Below are 15,093 nucleotides of genomic sequence, written 5' to 3' on the forward strand. Positions count from 1 at the left end.
AGAAATGCACAGTCCCTCAGCTCCCAAACGGCTAGTCTTGGCCTCCAAATGGCTAGTCTTTCTAATCCTTTCGACTAGTCAGGTCTTTGAGACAGCATCAATCCGAAGTGAAATTCAGAAACCACCTCGACGTCGGGCCAATGAAGACTTGAAGGCAGGCGCATCAGGAGCCGCCGTATCTGGCAAGTGTGATCAGTATCAATGAGAGACTGGTTAGTGCCATTACTGAGGCATGAACCTAACTAACAATGGAAGCTCATTGACTGACCAGACACCTGACACCCTGCTGAAGCGCCATTTCTACACTCGATCCCTGCGGATGCGGGTCCTGCTCACTCAGGTGCCGCTGACCCTGACCGTCCTATTGACGGTAGGCTTGGCCGCGGCCTACTACCCGATGATTCTGGCGGATTCCCGCTTCGTGATCGGTTTGTGGATGCAGGCAGCCATTCTGGCGCTTTGTTTGAGCGTCCCCTGGGACAAGATGCCGCGGGGAGCATTCTTGCTCATTCCGTATCTGGATTTGATTGCCGTGGGGTTCATCCGTGACGGCAGTACGCAGTACATCACGTCGGTGGGCTTGTTGGCGTTGTTTCCAGTCTTCTGGCTCTCAGCTTCAGGATTCGCCCGTAAAACAGCCATTGTCACAAGCACCCTGTCGACCCTATTGATTGTCTGGGTTCCGCTGCTACTCGGCGAGGCAAAGGTCACCCCGGAACTGCTAGCCAAGCCGTTGGTGTTTCCGTTCATGATGATGGCCTTCTCCATCACGGTGGTCATCATGACGGCCAGCATGGATAGCCAGCGGGCGGCCATCCAGGCCAAGGATGCCGAGCTGAGAACCGCGCTGAAGCTCAGCAAGCAACGCGAACAGCTGCTGGCCACAGTCCTGGACACTGTGGCAGTAGGCATTGTGGTGGTGGATGAGGGCGGCCATGACCAGTTGATGAATGCAACGCAGGACACCATTCATGCCCTTGCCATGCCCGTGGACATTGTCGATCCCCAGGAAAAGGACCTACTGCTCTTTGGCCCAGGCAAGGTCCCTTTGCCTGCCGATTCACGTCCTGTTCGCCGGGCCGTTCTGGGTGAATCTTTCACCAATTATCAGGTATGGATTGGTGAGGAAGATCAGTGCCGCGCCATTTCCACCACGGCCCGTACCATGCTGAACGAGGACGGATCTTCCGCCGGCGCCGTGATCGCTTTCCACGACAACACGGAGATGATGGCAGCCCTGTCCGCGAAGGATGACTTCGTGGCCAACGTTTCCCACGAGTTCCGTACGCCCCTGACGTCCATTTTGGGTTACCTGGCCATGATTCTGGACGACGCCGAACGCCTGCCGGCTGACATCAACAAGTTCCTGGCCATCACTCAGCGCAACGCGCTCCGGTTGAACCGGTTGGTCTCCGATCTGCTGACCACTGATTCCATGGACGTCACCCCAGCCATGACGGACGTTTCGGCGCTGATCCGCCAAAGTGTGGGATCGGCGCGGCCCGCGGCAGAACGGAACCGGGTGGAGTTAGCGGTGAATGCCCCTGATCAGTTGTGGGCCATGGTCGACGCCGGACGGATCGGCCAGGCGCTGGACAACCTGATCTCCAATGCCATCAAGTACTCGCCCGACGGCGGCACGGTCACCGTGAGCGCCCTGATCAACGGCTCAGGTTTGGTGCTGGAAGTCCAAGACACTGGCATCGGTATGAACAACGCCGAGCAGGCACAGGCGTTCACCAAGTTCTTCCGTGCTGATCCAGCCCTGGAACGCTCCATCCCGGGGCTGGGTTTGGGTCTGCTGATCACCAAGACCATCGTGGCCAATCACGGCGGCACCATCTCCGTTTGCAGCCAGCGCAAAGTGGGAACCACCATGCGCATAGAGCTGCCGGAGTCTGTGCTGGTCCTGGACTAGGGATGCAACTTAGCTGGGCCTGCGGACGAATTCGCCAGAGACAACCCCAACAAGTTCGCTTGATTGATCAGGCCCACCCTTATTGCTGAAACCTTGTATTCTGCCGTTGTTCCCGGCCCGGATGGCAAGGCTGTCACATCTGCTGGCTTCGATGTTGAGCCACCCCATGGTTGATCCGGCTGGACGTTGATCCTGAGGGAAACCAGCGAACTGAGTGGCGACAGGATGGTTCCGAGCGCGGTAACTACCGGTGCGGTCAGTGCAGCCAGGCTTGATCCGAGGTTGCCTATCAGGGCTCCCGTGCCGAAGACGGTTGCGTTCAAGGCCGTGACCACCACGCCGTTAGCGCCATTCGTGAGTGGGGCCAATAGTCCGCCTAGGTCCAGCCCCAAACCGAGAATCTTCACCTTGGCTAGATGCGCAGGGTCGTTGGGTTGATCAAGTAGCTGGCCAATGCCAATTGGCCCAACTTGTACGTCAAGGGCGGGCACGTTCAGACCGAGCACTTTTAGACTGACTTCGGTGTTTGATGTGATGGTCACTGCTCTCAGGGCCGTCCGCATCGCACCCACCACTCTTTCCACCCATGTGTCCAGCATTTTAGTCAGTTTTTCGATCAGCGAATTGACGGTGGCGGTATCGAGGATGAGCTCATGGTTAGGGTCAAAGTTGTTAAGCCCAAAGTTCCCGCCATTGACATCAGGGACACCCATAAGCGTTGCAATGTTGACTCTTGCCGTCCCCGCTTCAAGATTAACGGTCAGAGCGCCATCGGTCATGGATTCGCTCATCATGGCGGTGATGGCTGAAAGGTCGAGGCCACTGACCTTGGTGGAGGTAATCACCGTACCGAGCTTAAGTCCATCCAGGACAGGGTTGAGCAGAGCAATTACACCATCGGTAATCGCGGTACTAAGCCCCCCAGCGCCGACCAAGCTGGTCAATGTCCCTTGAACTCCATTCACCAGGACCTTCCCATTCGAGGCCACACTAGCGATTGCGGGAACTTTAGCATTCAAATCCAGGCCGGCGATTCCGTAGTTTCGAGTCACGGTGGGCGTTGGATCGAATTGCGGCCAACCGCTGATCATCTCGCAACTGTTCACCTTGGCCTCGGAGGCTACGGCCCCAATATCCAGGGACACGCCAGCAAGGGCTGCGGGAAGTAAAGCATCAAGATTGATGCTGGCCGCCTTGGGTGCTGACGCTGAACCATTTGCAGTACCCGCAACGTCCACAGCTCCCGACTGATCCGAAACCAGTCCGGCAGCGCCATGCGCCAAACCGTTGCCCTTGGCCTGTCCCCATTGGGTGTAGGCGCCCAAACCGCCAACCGGAACACCGAGTCCCAGCGCTGCGGTGACGAGTGGATTCTGGGCTCCGAGTACGCCTACAGGGAGCTTGGCAATGTAGGTGGAGGTATCGCCCGGAGGCGTAACTTCCGATGCTGACGCGGGCACAGCCGAGCCCAGCGTGCCATTGTTGGCTACTGTTACACCGTCCACGCCAGCCAGGGTGTCCAGGTTGATTCCGGCCACCATGCCCGTCAGCTGGCGTCCCCAAGCCCGGTTCTGGAACAGGGTGTTGCTGGTGCAGTCGCCCACAACGGCAGTTCCAACGTTGCTGTGCGCCCATTCGTTGTCCGTCCAGGCCGCTTGGGTCAGGCTGGTTGAGGCCACAAAGGCAATGGCCGCCACGCTGGCCACCAAGACCACGCGACGGGGGCGGGACAGGTGGTTCCGCAGTCGGCTCAGCGCCCTGCGGGTATTCAGGGCCTTGCGTACCTTCAAAGGTGGGAACTTCATGAAGTGCGGCCCTTCCGTTTGTGCGCCACAACTACTCCGGCACCAGCCACCAACAGCACTCCGCCGGCCCAGAGGAACGGCTGAATCCTGGAGCCTGTTGTGGCAAGATGCTCTTCGTCCACGGCAGCGGGATCGTCACCGAACCCAAAAACCCCGATGCCAAGGTTCAAGGTGGAATCCAGCGGCAAGGCCGTGGCCGTCGCAGGACGTTGCAATTTGACGAGCAGATACTTCGAAGGCTTGGCTGTGAGATCACTCAGTGGCAGCTTGATCGCCTGATCAACTCCAGCGATGGGCTGTGCGGGAATCACGGTCGTGGCACCACTTGCACAGCCAAGGTCTTGGTTGATTCCGCTGGTGCCGTCCCACAGTGATGCGCATTCCTGAATTTGCATGGTGTAGCCGCCAGCCTGAGCAAGACTTCCGGTCGCGGCGATTTGCAAGGACGCCGTGCCCTTGTTCGCCCCACTGAGCCCTACCCCAATCTGAAAGCTAAAAACATCGCCAGGATCCAGCGCCGGAAAAGTTAATGGATACACGGAAGAAGACAAGGACAGCATGCCAGAGGCTCCCGTTTCGGGAACCGGAACAAGAATCTCAGCAGAGGCAGCGGTTGCCCCATAGACTCCTCCCGCCGTGGACGCGGCCACGGCCAGAAGGACTCCGCTGAGCACTCTCAGCCTTTTGCCGCCAGCATTTCCAGGTGTGCCTCTAGGCGCACCACTCCAACCTCTGCCCATGCCAGCCACTCCCCCAATATCTAGATGTGCATCGTTCAAGATTCAGCGTCGAGGCGCCGAATCGATTTTTCAGGTTCCGCGCGGTGTTTGCGGGCGCGTTTGGGCCAAAATGACCATGCCACGAGGGCTGAGACTATTAACGTTGCTGCACCCAGGAACCACGGGCCGCGCATAGCCATGACCCAAGCACCAAGGCGAGGAACTGTGAAGACAACTTTTTGGGCGGACGCCACTGTGTACAGAACAGGATCTTCGCTGCTGTTCGCGTCGCCCTTGAGCGTCAGAACTGCCTTTCCAGATTGCGGTCCGGCTGGGTCGTCATTCACGCTCACCACACGGTGCGTAATCAGGACGGTGGCACCATCCCTAAGCACGGACGCAACATCGCCTGGCTTTAGCTCCTTCGCGGGGATCTTAATAGTCAGCGAAATTGCCCCCACCGGATAGTGCGGCTCCATGGAACCTGTTTTAAATACCACAAAAGACGCGTTCAAGAAATAGCCCGCAGTAATTCCGATAATACAAATAACTCCTGCAACAGCAATGATTGTCAGGAAGCCTTCCCGGAATATGTTTAGGACACGTGCCGCTCTTTCCAGTGAGACTCTTCCGGCAGCATTTGAATTGCTGCCGGAAGAGTTTTCGTCCTGGACCAGCTGTTCTGGCATTGAGGGATACTAGGATCCTGTGATGCTGGTAAAGCGCCACACGGGAATGGTGTTCTTACCCTGGAGAGTCACGTCAGTGACTGTAGTGGGAAGGGTGATGGCAAAGCAGAGGTCCACGGCAGTCCCCGGGGCTCCGGGTGCACCGGCGTCTAGGGCAATAGTTACCGCGGAATTTGCGGTAAGCGCTGACCCGGCAGGGACCAAGGTGGTACCGCCGGTCATGGTTCCGACTTTGCAGTCCGCTTCGGTGACTCCGGTTTGCACTCCATACTGGAGCGCCGAATAGAGCGGTGTTGAGTTGGCGGTGGTGCTAACTGGAGCAGCCGACTGAACACCTTCCGCCAGGGTGGCCGTCAACGCCTCAGAACCGGCCACTGCACGAAGTTGCATGGGTGCATACACGGTCTTGCCCGGTGTGAGGTCTGTTGCGCCGACGCTGAAGGTCAATGCGCCACCGTTTTTGGCGGGCTGATCTGACCACGCCGCTACGCCGGTTGCTCCAGTCCAGGTGTTTTGCTGCATCTGGTAGGTCTTGGTGCCCGGGTTTGTGTTAGTGCCATCCGCCGTTGCGCCGAACACCCATTCATTGTCAGTCCATGCGGCGAGTGTGAACGCGGCGCCGACTCCCAAAACGAGGCCACCGGCAAGAAGTGCGCGGACCTTTGTGGAAGTTTTTTGAGACCTGACTTTATTACCTAAATTCGACAATTTGGTACCCCCTAATATAATGCCAGTCCCCCAATGGAATTGGCCACGCTTTGGATTTCAGAACCAGTAGCCCTAGAATTCCAAGATAAATTTGTCAGAAGATTCGCTCGATGTCAATAAGGCAAAAAGACACATTAGAGCGGTTCGTGTAATAGTGTTGCAATTTTGAATTAGCAGGTGGTAAAGAAATTCCCGGCTACGTTCGGGCATGCCCAGAAGGACAAGAGATGATGCCCGGCTCACCAGACCATGCCACACGTTCAGACATGCCGGAACACTCGCTTTAATACCTGTTTAACTCATTTTTGGACGCATCCTATTGACCCTTAGTTTCGTACCCGCCATCCTGAAATCAGCACGCGTTGGTCACCTTCATTACGTCTGCGCGAGTGGGTTCTGCAACCTCCTTGGACTCACTCGGAACGTCATGATCTAGGACCAAGCAATACGTCAACGGAGAGCCGCCAAACCTCGGCTCCAGATTCGTGCAGGCTGGTAAAGGAAGCGAGTTCCAGATGGTTCGCAAGGCGACGAATTCCCGTGACGGGCAGCAACCTCACGTGGCTCTGGACAGGGTGCAATGGCCGGCAAGGTTGGCAGCCTCAGTCATTGCCATATCGCTGGCTGCGTTCTTCGTGGGTGCCTTCGGTGCCCCGGCCCAGGCCGCAGCGCCAACAACTGTGACCCTCTCTTTCGACGATGGAAACGCGGATCAACTCACTGCCGCTACCATCATGCAAGCCAGCGGGCTACGTGGAACGTTTTACGTGCCCTCCGGATATGTGGACCAGCCCGGATACCTGACTGTGGCTAACCTGCAAACACTGGCTGCTGCCGGGCATGAAATCGGCGGACACACAGTAACCCACCCCGATCTGGCCACATTGCCTGTGGATGAAGCGAGCCGCCAGGTCTGCAATGACCGCGTCAACCTGAACAACTGGGGTCTCCGCGTCACCAGCTTCGCCTATCCATTTGCCTCGCTTACAGCGGCGACGAAGACTGTTGTCAAAAACTGCGGCTACAACAGTGCACGCGGGCTAGGCGACATCTCGACACGATTTGGCTGCAACGGCTGCGGCTTGGCGGAGACAATTCCCCCTGCCGATGCCTATGAGATCAAGGCCCCCGATGAGGTGGACAGCACCTGGACTCTGGCCGACCTGCAAAAGACCGTCACCCAAGCGGAGACCGCGGGCGGATGGGTTGAGCTCACCTTTCACCACATCGGCACAGGCGGAACCGACCCCCTGACTACCTCTCCGGCGCTCTTCCAACAATTTGCCCAGTGGCTGGCGACCCGGCCCGCGACCACAACGGTCAAGACCGTGGACCAGGTTATTGGCGGCACGCTCAAGCCACTAGTCTCCGGACCCACCGTTCCCAGCAAACCCGTCGGTAGCAATATGATCACCAACCCCGGTTTGGAAACCCTTACGAGTGGCGTTCCACAATGTTGGCAGAACGGCGGCTATGGCACTAACACGGCCGCGTTCAGCACGGTTTCACCCGGGCGGACAGGAACGCGCGCGGCGGTGCTTACTGTCACCGGCTATAGCAGTGGTGACGCCAAGTGGCTGCCCGCACTGGATCTGGGAGGATGCTCCCCCAACGCCACAGCAGGTCACGCCTACACGTTGTCCGGATGGTACAAGTCCAACGCGCCCACACAGATTGAGGTCTACTACCGGACTGGCCTGGGCTCGTGGTCTTACTGGACGGCCAGCCCATTCTTCGCAGCGGCAACCACCTACCAACAGGCCTCATGGACCACTCCGCCACTGCCTGCCGGTGCCAGCGCCATCAGTTTTGGCCTGAACCTGGTCAGCAACGGAAAAATCACCACCGATGACTACGCCATGTTTGATGCGGCGGCAGTTCCGCCGCCACCACCGCCAACACCAGGCACAAACTTGGTGCAAAACGCGAGCTTGGAAACCGCGGGAGCCAGTGGCTTTCCACAATGCTGGCAGGCTTCCAACTACGGAACTAATACGCCGGTATTCAGTACCATTGCCGCAGCGCATACTGGGACCAAGGCAGAAAAAGTAACGGTCACCGGGTACGCAAACGGCGATGCCAAGGTCCTTCCCACTTTGGATTCCGGAACGTGTGCGCCAGTAGGGATCGCCGGCCACACCTACTCGATGCGTGCCTGGTACAACTCGACGGTTCCCACGCAATTTGCCGCGTACTACAAGGCCGCCAACGGCACGTGGACCTACTGGACATCGAGCCCTTGGTTCGCTGCCAGCCCGAGCTACGTGCAGGCCGTGTGGACAACGCCCGCACTTCCCGCCGGAGCCACCGCCATCAGCTATGGACTCAACGTCTTCCAAAACGGATCGCTGACCACTGATGACTACGCTCTCTATGACACCGTTGGGGCACCTGCCCCGTAAGGCCAGAACGGACGACGGCGCCCCGGCAGTTGCCGGGGCGCCGTTCGTTTGCTGGGAATTAACTTCCGGGACAGAAAGCTACCTCAACTTTTCGTAGCCTGGCCTACTGGACCAGCGTTTCAGGAATGCAGCCATAGCGTCCCTGTGGACCGGTTCGTCAGGCCTGTAGCTTCCATCTTCCCAGCCGGTTGAGACGTCATTACAAGCCATCCACACAATCTCGTCATAGAACTGGGCCGTGGCCGGGTTGTCCTTGAACCACCTCATCTCGTGCGGGAAGCGGTTGCAAGAGGGACTGTCCGTCATGCGGTACAGGAATGCGGCCATGGCGTCCCTGTTGACGGACCCCAGCGGTCTGAAGGTGCCATCCGCGTAGCCGGTGGTGATCCCTTTGGAACTAAGCCAGGTAATTTCCTTGTAAAAAGGAGCCGTGGTGGAAACATCGCGGAAGGGCGACTTAGCAGGAGGTGTGAATGCCGGCATGCCCGCCGCCCGGTACAGGAACGCGGCCATGGCGTCCCTGTGGATCGGTTCGAGTGGGCGGAACGTCCCGTCCGGGTAGCCCGCAGTGACGCCTCGGGCCGCCAGCCAGGTGATGTCTTCCGTGAATTGAGAGACGGCGGGTACATCACTAAATAGAGGTGCCTGAACAAGGGTGAAATCGATTCCCGGGGTGGTTCCTTCGGGCGGGACAATGACAGTGACTGATGATGCGGGGCTGGTTGCCGCTCCGTACCATTGATCCACCAAATCACTCTGGCTGACTTCGGCGGTGACCTTGACCAGGTACTGTCCTGGTGACAGTCCAGTGATCCTGAATGAGCCGTCAGGGGAAATCCGGCTTCGACCCCTGGGGTAAAAGTAGGTTTCATCGCGGGCGGACACTGTGAGGCCTGCTGTCGTGGAGCCTTCAGGAAGGTTCAGCGTCCCGCTAATGGTTGAGGATCTCCGCATGCTGTAGTCGATCCCGGTAATAACTTCTGCTGGACCAACGGAAATCCTGACCCCGTTCTCCGAATTCCATGTACCACAAAGGCTTGTCAATGCACCGTCGTCGCCCGCTGAGAAACACACGGTGTACGTGCCTGGCGGCAACCCCGCGAGCGTGTAGCGGCCCGCAGAGTCGGAGAAACCATACATAATCGTGCCGGCGCCAAGGCGCGGATCGTCCGGCCAGGCATGGACCCCCACATTTGCATTCGAGACTCCCTCGGGCACGGTGACGGTCCCTGAAACAGTGGCCCCCAGCGACACATTCACATTAATGCCCGAAATCGCTTGCCCAGCTCCAACGGCTACCGGCTTGGCTGTGGCCTGCGTAACGCCGCCATACCAAGCGTCGTATCCACCGCTGATGTGGCCGTTGACCCTGACGTTGTAGTTGGCGGGCGTCAGGTTATCCAGCGTGTACTTGCCATCCGGACGAACGGCCACTGAGTGTGTTGCAAGCGCGCCGTCGTCGGGAAAAGCGACAATGTAAGCCTTCGAAACGTCGACGCCGGGTGCCGCTGATACTGTGCCGCTAATGCTTCCGGTGCCAGCCGCAGCGGTGGCTGGGCTGGCAGGAACGACCCCGGACAGAACCATCGCGGCCATTGCCAGGATTGCTGGAGCCCGCCAAAAACGGCGCAATGCAAAAGGTGGTGCCACGATTCCCCCAAGTACGTTCAATGAGCAGTGCAAATGCTGATCGAATTCTACGGGCACTGAAGGACCCGCTGCCTCAAAACTCCATAGATTGCGCGTCTGGAATGCACATGACGCAAAAAAGCGAGTGGTGGGACGCTGGCAATAGAGTGGTCTGCACTCTATCGGCTCCATACCGAGCCTTCATAGGCTCATTTGCAGGTACATACATTCGTACCCAGCCTGGGGCTGGATACAGGGGAAGGGTGTTGCGTCATGATGAGCCGGAACAGTAGATTGCGGGCAAGGCGGAGAAGGCGCAGCCAGGAACGGTCCCCGTTCTGGAAATATCTAATCTTGGGCGTGCTTTGTGTGTCTGCGGTCTCTGTGACACTGCTGGCTTTGCGCACCGCCTGACCGTGCGGCCCCCTACGAAACAGAGGGCACGACGGCGGCGTCTGGGCCATGCGGGTTAGTGCACCAAGCGGTAGCCCACGCCGCGTACGGTCTTGATCCAGCGCGGCTCTCTCGGGTTGTCGCCCAATTTGCGGCGCAGGTTCGCAACGTGAACCTCAATGGTCCGTTCGTCGGCGTCGCTGATGTAGGTGCCGACGTCGTACTCCTCACCGCGAATCCGACGCACCAAATCTGACTTGGTCCGCACCTGCCTGCCGCTGTCAACCAGGGCGTGGAGGATGTCGAACTCTGTCCGTGTCAGTTCCAGCTCCGCGCCGTCCACTTCGGCTGTGCGGTCCCCGCTATTGAGGAGGAGGCCGTTGAGCTCCTGCGTCCCGGGCAGCTGCGAGTCGTTGGAAGCTGCATCTAAAGACTGACTGCTGGGCTCAGATTCCGAAGCCTCTTCAGCCACGGGGGCACGCTCTGCTGCCACGGCGGGTGAGCCATCGCCGGCAAACCGCGGGCGGCGCATCATGGCACTGATCCTGGCCCGCAGCTCACGAGGGCGGAACGGCTTGGTCAGGTAATCATCGGCGCCGGTTTCCAGCCCCAGAAGGGTGTCCATTTCATCGGCGCGCCCGGTCAGCATGATGATGTAGGCATCGCTGAAGAGCCGGACTCGCCGTGCCACTTCGAAGCCGTCGATGTCCGGCAATCCAAGGTCCAGGGTCACAATGGCGGGGTTGTTATCCCGGACCATTTCAACGCCTTCTGCACCGGTGCCCGCAGCGTGAACCTCAAAGCCAGACTGGCTGAGAATTACGCTGATGAGCTCGCGAATATCCTGGTCGTCTTCAACGATGACCGCCACACGAGAATTGTCCATTCTTACCCCACCAAGCTAACGAGACCAATGAAAACGCCCGCCGATTCCAGCGGTTCCTGAGCCCCCAGACTCAGCAATAACTCCAGTATCGCATCCTCGGGGCCCCGGACCGGTCAGTATTGGTGTTGGAAGTTTTCAACCCTGAAGTCGTAGGCCTTGTAGAACACCTTTTTATAGACAGGGTCGCCAGCTTTTCCTTGGTTCATCGGAATGACGCGCAATAAGTACTCACCATTGAACGAGCCTCCATTGGTGGGGCTGCCCCACTGGTCCAGTTGATACGGCGGGAAAGTCAGCGTGGCACTGGACGTTGAAGTGGTGAACTCCGCCCCAAAACTGGATGGCGTGTCAACGGAGACCATGGACACCACGTATTGAGTGCCGGCGGCCAGGGCCGTCCAGCTGACGTTGAGCACGTTGTTGGTCGCCGCGGTACTTGCCGGGACAGCATTGACTGAAAATGGACCCAGCGGAGACCTGTCGTTCGGACTTGCATAGAGGCATTGCTGCGTCATTTTTTTGTGCTGAATAGTCCGGTAGACCGGATCGCCGGCTACAACGGTGTTCTTCATCGGTTGAATCCGCAAGATGTATAGGCCATATGCGGCGTCGGTGTTGTCAAGGTTGAAATTGGCTCTGTTGACGGTGACAGTTTGTGACTGCGGGGAGCCATAATTTTTGTCACTGACACCTATGGAAACAACATAGCTAATGCCGCCGGAAGCGTCCGAAGCCCAGTTCACGGTGTACTTGCCGGAATTTCCATTGGCGTCACAGGTAACCGTTTCAGGATTCATGAGAGCCGGCCGCGCTGCAATCACGGGATTCGCCACGATGTTCCCGGGCCCGGCAGGCGGCACAGTGGGTGTGGGTGTCGGCGTCGGGCTGGTTGTTGGCGCAGCCCCAGCCGTGATCGCGATGGCAACAGTGCCGCTTTGGTTCCATTTGGCAATCGCAGCTCCGCCAGCGCCCAGCAGAACAATGAGGAGAAAGACCACCGCAGCCGTAGTGAATCCAGGCAAGTTACGCAGCCCGCGGTCAGAACGCCGCGAACTCTTCCGCTCTGGTTGCTGTGGCCCTGCTGAGCTCATCTGATCTTGCTCCGTTTTCGAGATATGGCGAATATGTACAAGCAACCACTGACGAGCACAATCCACGTCCAGGGGTTGTAAGTACTGGGTTCCACATTACTTTGCAGCTCGCGGAACACGTGAGGGGGTTCCGGCAACGCTTCACTCTCCGCGTGGCCGGAGGCAACGGGTGAACCGTCGGCCCACTCCGCGCCGCCGGAGCCCGCGGAGCCAGTGCCCGCACCTCTGGCGCCCGCGCCGGCCGCTCCCCCACCAATGGCCACGGAGGCCAGGACGCCGTCGGCCGGTGCAGTGTTCAGGGTCCCGGAGCAGGGGTCAATAAGCTGTCCGGGACCCTGTTCCTGCAACACAAAGGTCAAGGTGAAGTCGGCCGCTTGCTTCCGGGTGGAGTTGGGAGAATCCAACGCCAAGCCCAGATCAATGGTCAGAGGGAGCACGGCTCCAGCGGCCAGCGGCCAACCATCGACGAGCGGAGCGCAGCCGCCGGCGGCGGGTAACGCAACGGCTGTAGCGCTGCGGCCTTGAGCTTGGGCTTGCAGGTGCAGTTGTCCTGGCAGGACAGATGTTCTTGCTGTGCCGGTGTTGCGCACAGCGAGCGAGAGATGTGCTGATTGTTTGCTGGCGTTGCGGACCCAAATGAGCCCTTGCCGTGATTCTCCTGGAACATAACCTTTTGTGCTCCTAAACATTGTTGGTATCGCGTCAGTGGCGAAGTTGACACCGTCGCTACTTAGTTCAAGCAGGTGGTTCTTGTTCTCGGCTCCTGTGGCAGGTCCTGCCAGCAGCACCCCCGTGGCAATGCTTGCCACCAAGGCCATAACGGCTATGCGTGCCGAGCCCGCACGGCCATGCTTCGAAACCTTGTGAGTCATTTGCTGGGGCGATCAGTCTTCTTGCTGCGGTTCTTCTCAATGGCACCCTTGGCCATGCTCAAAGCACCCAGGGCTATGAATCCCACGGCGACGACGGGAAGAATCTTGCCTCGTTGCTCACCCACCGCGTGGGCGGCGAAGCCTACATAGGGCACGGCGTAGAACAGCTTGCCTTTGATCTGTACCTCGTGGACAGCTTCCGCGTCTTCGAGGGAGTTGTTGTCACCCTTGGTGATGAATACCTGTTCTCCCGTTTGGGTGGCTTCCACAGCCGTGATGCGGTGTGAAATAACGGCGGGCTTGCCGGACTCGATTTGGTAGGTGATGACATCGCCTACTCGGAGCGAATCGACGGCAGTCGGCTTGACCACCATCAAGGTGCCCGGCGCATATTTGGGCGCCATGGAGCTGGTCAGCACGGTGTAGGTGTGTGAGCCGGTTGCCATGGGAATCACGATCACGATCAAGGCGCTGATGGCAGCCAGCAGGAGGGCCACGTAGGCGCTCCAGGTGCCAAGAGAGTGGAGGAATCCACGGGGGCGAATGGTGGATGCCGTGTCAGAGTCCGGCGATGAAACATCGCGGGAGACCGGGCTGAATATTGACATGGTGGACCCTCCTAGACTTGGTTGACGGTGATCGGAATGGCAACTGCGGCGCTCTGTCCGCTGAGGTTCGCTGGCATGGTGGCGGCCAGTGTGACCTGAAAACAAAACACGCCTTTGGCACTCTTGGCGAGTTCCATCGTTGCCGGCGCGGATGATGTTGCAGTGGCATAAAGTGCCGGGGTGCTGCACTGCTGCAGCGACGTTGCCGCAACCACCTTGATGCTCAGGTGTGGCGCCAACGCGGATCCGGCACTGTTGCTAATGACGGGGGTGCCGGTAATGGCCTGGACGGTAAAGTCTCCGCCGGCGTTGGTGTCATTGCCCAACTGGACACCGGCGTAAGTGCTTTGTCCCGGGATGACTACCCCAACGGGTGTGGTGCTCAGTGCTAGCGTTGCCGCCGTCCCGTTGGCCAGGGTCATGTTGGTTGAAGTGGTGGTGATGGTGTCGGTCAGGCTCACCTGAAAATCGGCTGCCGTGACAGTTCCTGCGTTGGCATTGGCTGCCGTGTTCCAGAGTGCGTAGCTTCCTTGGACGGTGAGCAGTGCCAGCACTACGGCAATCAGCACAAGGCCGGTTGCTTTCAGTGTGCGCGTGCTCTTCATGATGGCTTCCGTCGGTGAGGGGTGGTGGTGTGCCGGGCGGGCCCTGCACACCACCGGGGTCTACGAACTTAGGGGTTACGGAACCAGCGTGGCGTCCGGAACCTGCTGCTCCAGCTTGTAGCCAATGTCTGCGAAGTTGTACTCACCGTTGACCGAGCTGCGAGCAGCGGTGCCCACAGCGAAGGTGAACTTGGTTGTCGCAGTGAATGCGCCATCGTGGTCCTTGTTCAGGGGCGTGTTGGCGGAAACCGCAACGCCGGCAGCGTCAGTCAAGGTGGTGACGGCCGTGAAATCAGCGGGGACAAAGCCGTTGTTGGCCGAGGTGCCCTTGAGGGACAGCTTGGCCACCATCAGGTCACCTTCCAAGGTCACTGTCAACGGCTGGGTGTAGGTCAGGACGTCGCCCGGAACAACTTTGTAGCTGCTGATCGTGACGGTCTGGTTCTTGGCGTTCTTCCAAACTCCGGTACCGGCAACCATGTTCAGATCACCGGCGACTACCTTGCCCTGTGTACCTTCAGCGGTCTGGTTCCAGGTAGCCAGTGTTCCGCCGCCACCTGCCAGCAGGATGATGCCAACACCGGTTGCAATTGCGCCTTTAGCCATCTTGTTCATTTTGAGACCCCTTGTTCGTGTTCTTCTCAGCAGGTGTTCCTGCCGATGAGAACAACAATGCCGAGTCCAACTCAAGAAACAGCCCCGAAAACCCGGAAGATTCAGTCAAGTTAGGCGCAAGAATTCCCGGCTATCCCAAAGACTCAAGAACAC

General features: G+C 58.7%; 13 protein-coding genes. 2 read left to right on the forward strand and 11 right to left on the reverse strand.

Translation table 11 applies throughout. From position 1 onward, the window contains the following. The first annotated feature begins 259 nt into the window (after positions 1 to 259). Positions 260 to 1,918, forward strand: a complete 1,659-nt coding sequence (locus BLV41_RS09760) for a sensor histidine kinase (RefSeq protein WP_170835448.1) — start codon at positions 260 to 262, stop codon at positions 1,916 to 1,918. Here the strand turns inward: BLV41_RS09760 and BLV41_RS09765 are convergent. From BLV41_RS09765 to BLV41_RS09780, 4 genes are all read right to left on the reverse strand, one after another. Continuing rightward, entirely contained in the window at positions 1,915 to 3,723 is a 1,809-nt protein-coding gene (locus BLV41_RS09765; RefSeq protein WP_074711506.1) for a choice-of-anchor G family protein, read from the reverse strand. The two genes, BLV41_RS09760 and BLV41_RS09765, sit on opposite strands and share 4 nt — an antisense overlap. Beyond that, positions 3,720 to 4,397 (reverse strand): hypothetical protein, encoded by a 678-nt coding sequence (locus BLV41_RS09770; RefSeq protein ID WP_083360701.1) that lies wholly within the window; start codon positions 4,395 to 4,397, stop codon positions 3,720 to 3,722. Before BLV41_RS09770 ends, BLV41_RS09765 begins: the two co-directional genes overlap by 4 nt. A gap of 101 nt (positions 4,398 to 4,498) precedes the next feature. After that, positions 4,499 to 5,131 (reverse strand): S24/S26 family peptidase, encoded by a 633-nt coding sequence (locus tag BLV41_RS09775; protein ID WP_244516826.1) that lies wholly within the window; start codon positions 5,129 to 5,131, stop codon positions 4,499 to 4,501. 9 nt (positions 5,132 to 5,140) lie between these two features. Then, a complete protein-coding gene (locus tag BLV41_RS09780) occupies positions 5,141 to 5,839 on the reverse strand; it encodes a SipW-dependent-type signal peptide-containing protein (RefSeq protein ID WP_074711507.1) in 699 nt (232 codons plus the stop codon). 515 nt (positions 5,840 to 6,354) lie between these two features. Between BLV41_RS09780 and BLV41_RS09785 the strand changes: the two genes are divergently transcribed. Continuing rightward, positions 6,355 to 8,241, forward strand: a complete 1,887-nt coding sequence (locus tag BLV41_RS09785) for a polysaccharide deacetylase family protein (RefSeq protein WP_074711508.1) — start codon at positions 6,355 to 6,357, stop codon at positions 8,239 to 8,241. Between the two features lie 78 nt (positions 8,242 to 8,319). On the opposite strand, the gene BLV41_RS09790 is transcribed toward BLV41_RS09785, so the two are convergent. From BLV41_RS09790 to BLV41_RS09820, 7 genes are all read right to left on the reverse strand, one after another. Further along, positions 8,320 to 9,891, reverse strand: coding sequence for an S-layer homology domain-containing protein (locus BLV41_RS09790; protein WP_074711509.1), 1,572 nt, complete (start codon positions 9,889 to 9,891; stop codon positions 8,320 to 8,322). 448 nt (positions 9,892 to 10,339) lie between these two features. Further along, complete coding sequence (locus BLV41_RS09795; protein ID WP_083360703.1) at positions 10,340 to 11,149, reverse strand: response regulator transcription factor; 810 nt, start codon at positions 11,147 to 11,149, stop codon at positions 10,340 to 10,342. A gap of 113 nt (positions 11,150 to 11,262) precedes the next feature. Further along, on the reverse strand, positions 11,263 to 12,171 hold the full coding sequence (locus tag BLV41_RS09800; RefSeq protein WP_139244273.1) for a hypothetical protein: 909 nt from the start codon (positions 12,169 to 12,171) through the stop codon (positions 11,263 to 11,265). A gap of 65 nt (positions 12,172 to 12,236) precedes the next feature. Continuing rightward, positions 12,237 to 13,112 (reverse strand): hypothetical protein, encoded by an 876-nt coding sequence (locus tag BLV41_RS09805; protein WP_074711511.1) that lies wholly within the window; start codon positions 13,110 to 13,112, stop codon positions 12,237 to 12,239. Then, entirely contained in the window at positions 13,109 to 13,720 is a 612-nt protein-coding gene (locus tag BLV41_RS09810) for a signal peptidase I (RefSeq protein ID WP_074711512.1), read from the reverse strand. Before BLV41_RS09810 ends, BLV41_RS09805 begins: the two co-directional genes overlap by 4 nt. A gap of 11 nt (positions 13,721 to 13,731) precedes the next feature. Further along, on the reverse strand, positions 13,732 to 14,325 hold the full coding sequence (locus BLV41_RS09815) for a hypothetical protein (protein WP_074711513.1): 594 nt from the start codon (positions 14,323 to 14,325) through the stop codon (positions 13,732 to 13,734). A gap of 75 nt (positions 14,326 to 14,400) precedes the next feature. Next, on the reverse strand, positions 14,401 to 14,940 hold the full coding sequence (locus BLV41_RS09820) for an alternate-type signal peptide domain-containing protein (protein WP_074711514.1): 540 nt from the start codon (positions 14,938 to 14,940) through the stop codon (positions 14,401 to 14,403). Positions 14,941 to 15,093 lie beyond the last annotated feature (153 nt).

This window comes from Arthrobacter alpinus, assembly GCF_900105965.1.
GTDB classification, from domain to species: Bacteria; Actinomycetota; Actinomycetes; order Actinomycetales; family Micrococcaceae; genus Specibacter; species Specibacter alpinus.

Excerpts from the sequence above, each read along its gene's own strand:
- BLV41_RS09765 (WP_074711506.1), bottom strand. The coding sequence starts at position 3,723 with ATGAAGTTCCCACCTTTGAAGGTACGCAAGGCCCTGAATACCCGCAGG.
- BLV41_RS09775 (WP_244516826.1), bottom strand. The coding sequence starts at position 5,131 with ATGCCAGAACAGCTGGTCCAGGACGAAAACTCTTCCGGCAGCAATTCA.
- BLV41_RS09785 (WP_074711508.1), top strand. The coding sequence starts at position 6,355 with ATGGTTCGCAAGGCGACGAATTCCCGTGACGGGCAGCAACCTCACGTG.
- BLV41_RS09795 (WP_083360703.1), bottom strand. The coding sequence starts at position 11,149 with ATGGACAATTCTCGTGTGGCGGTCATCGTTGAAGACGACCAGGATATT.
- BLV41_RS09805 (WP_074711511.1), bottom strand. The coding sequence starts at position 13,112 with ATGACTCACAAGGTTTCGAAGCATGGCCGTGCGGGCTCGGCACGCATA.
- BLV41_RS09810 (WP_074711512.1), bottom strand. The coding sequence starts at position 13,720 with ATGTCAATATTCAGCCCGGTCTCCCGCGATGTTTCATCGCCGGACTCT.
- BLV41_RS09815 (WP_074711513.1), bottom strand. The coding sequence starts at position 14,325 with ATGAAGAGCACGCGCACACTGAAAGCAACCGGCCTTGTGCTGATTGCC.
- BLV41_RS09820 (WP_074711514.1), bottom strand. The coding sequence starts at position 14,940 with ATGAACAAGATGGCTAAAGGCGCAATTGCAACCGGTGTTGGCATCATC.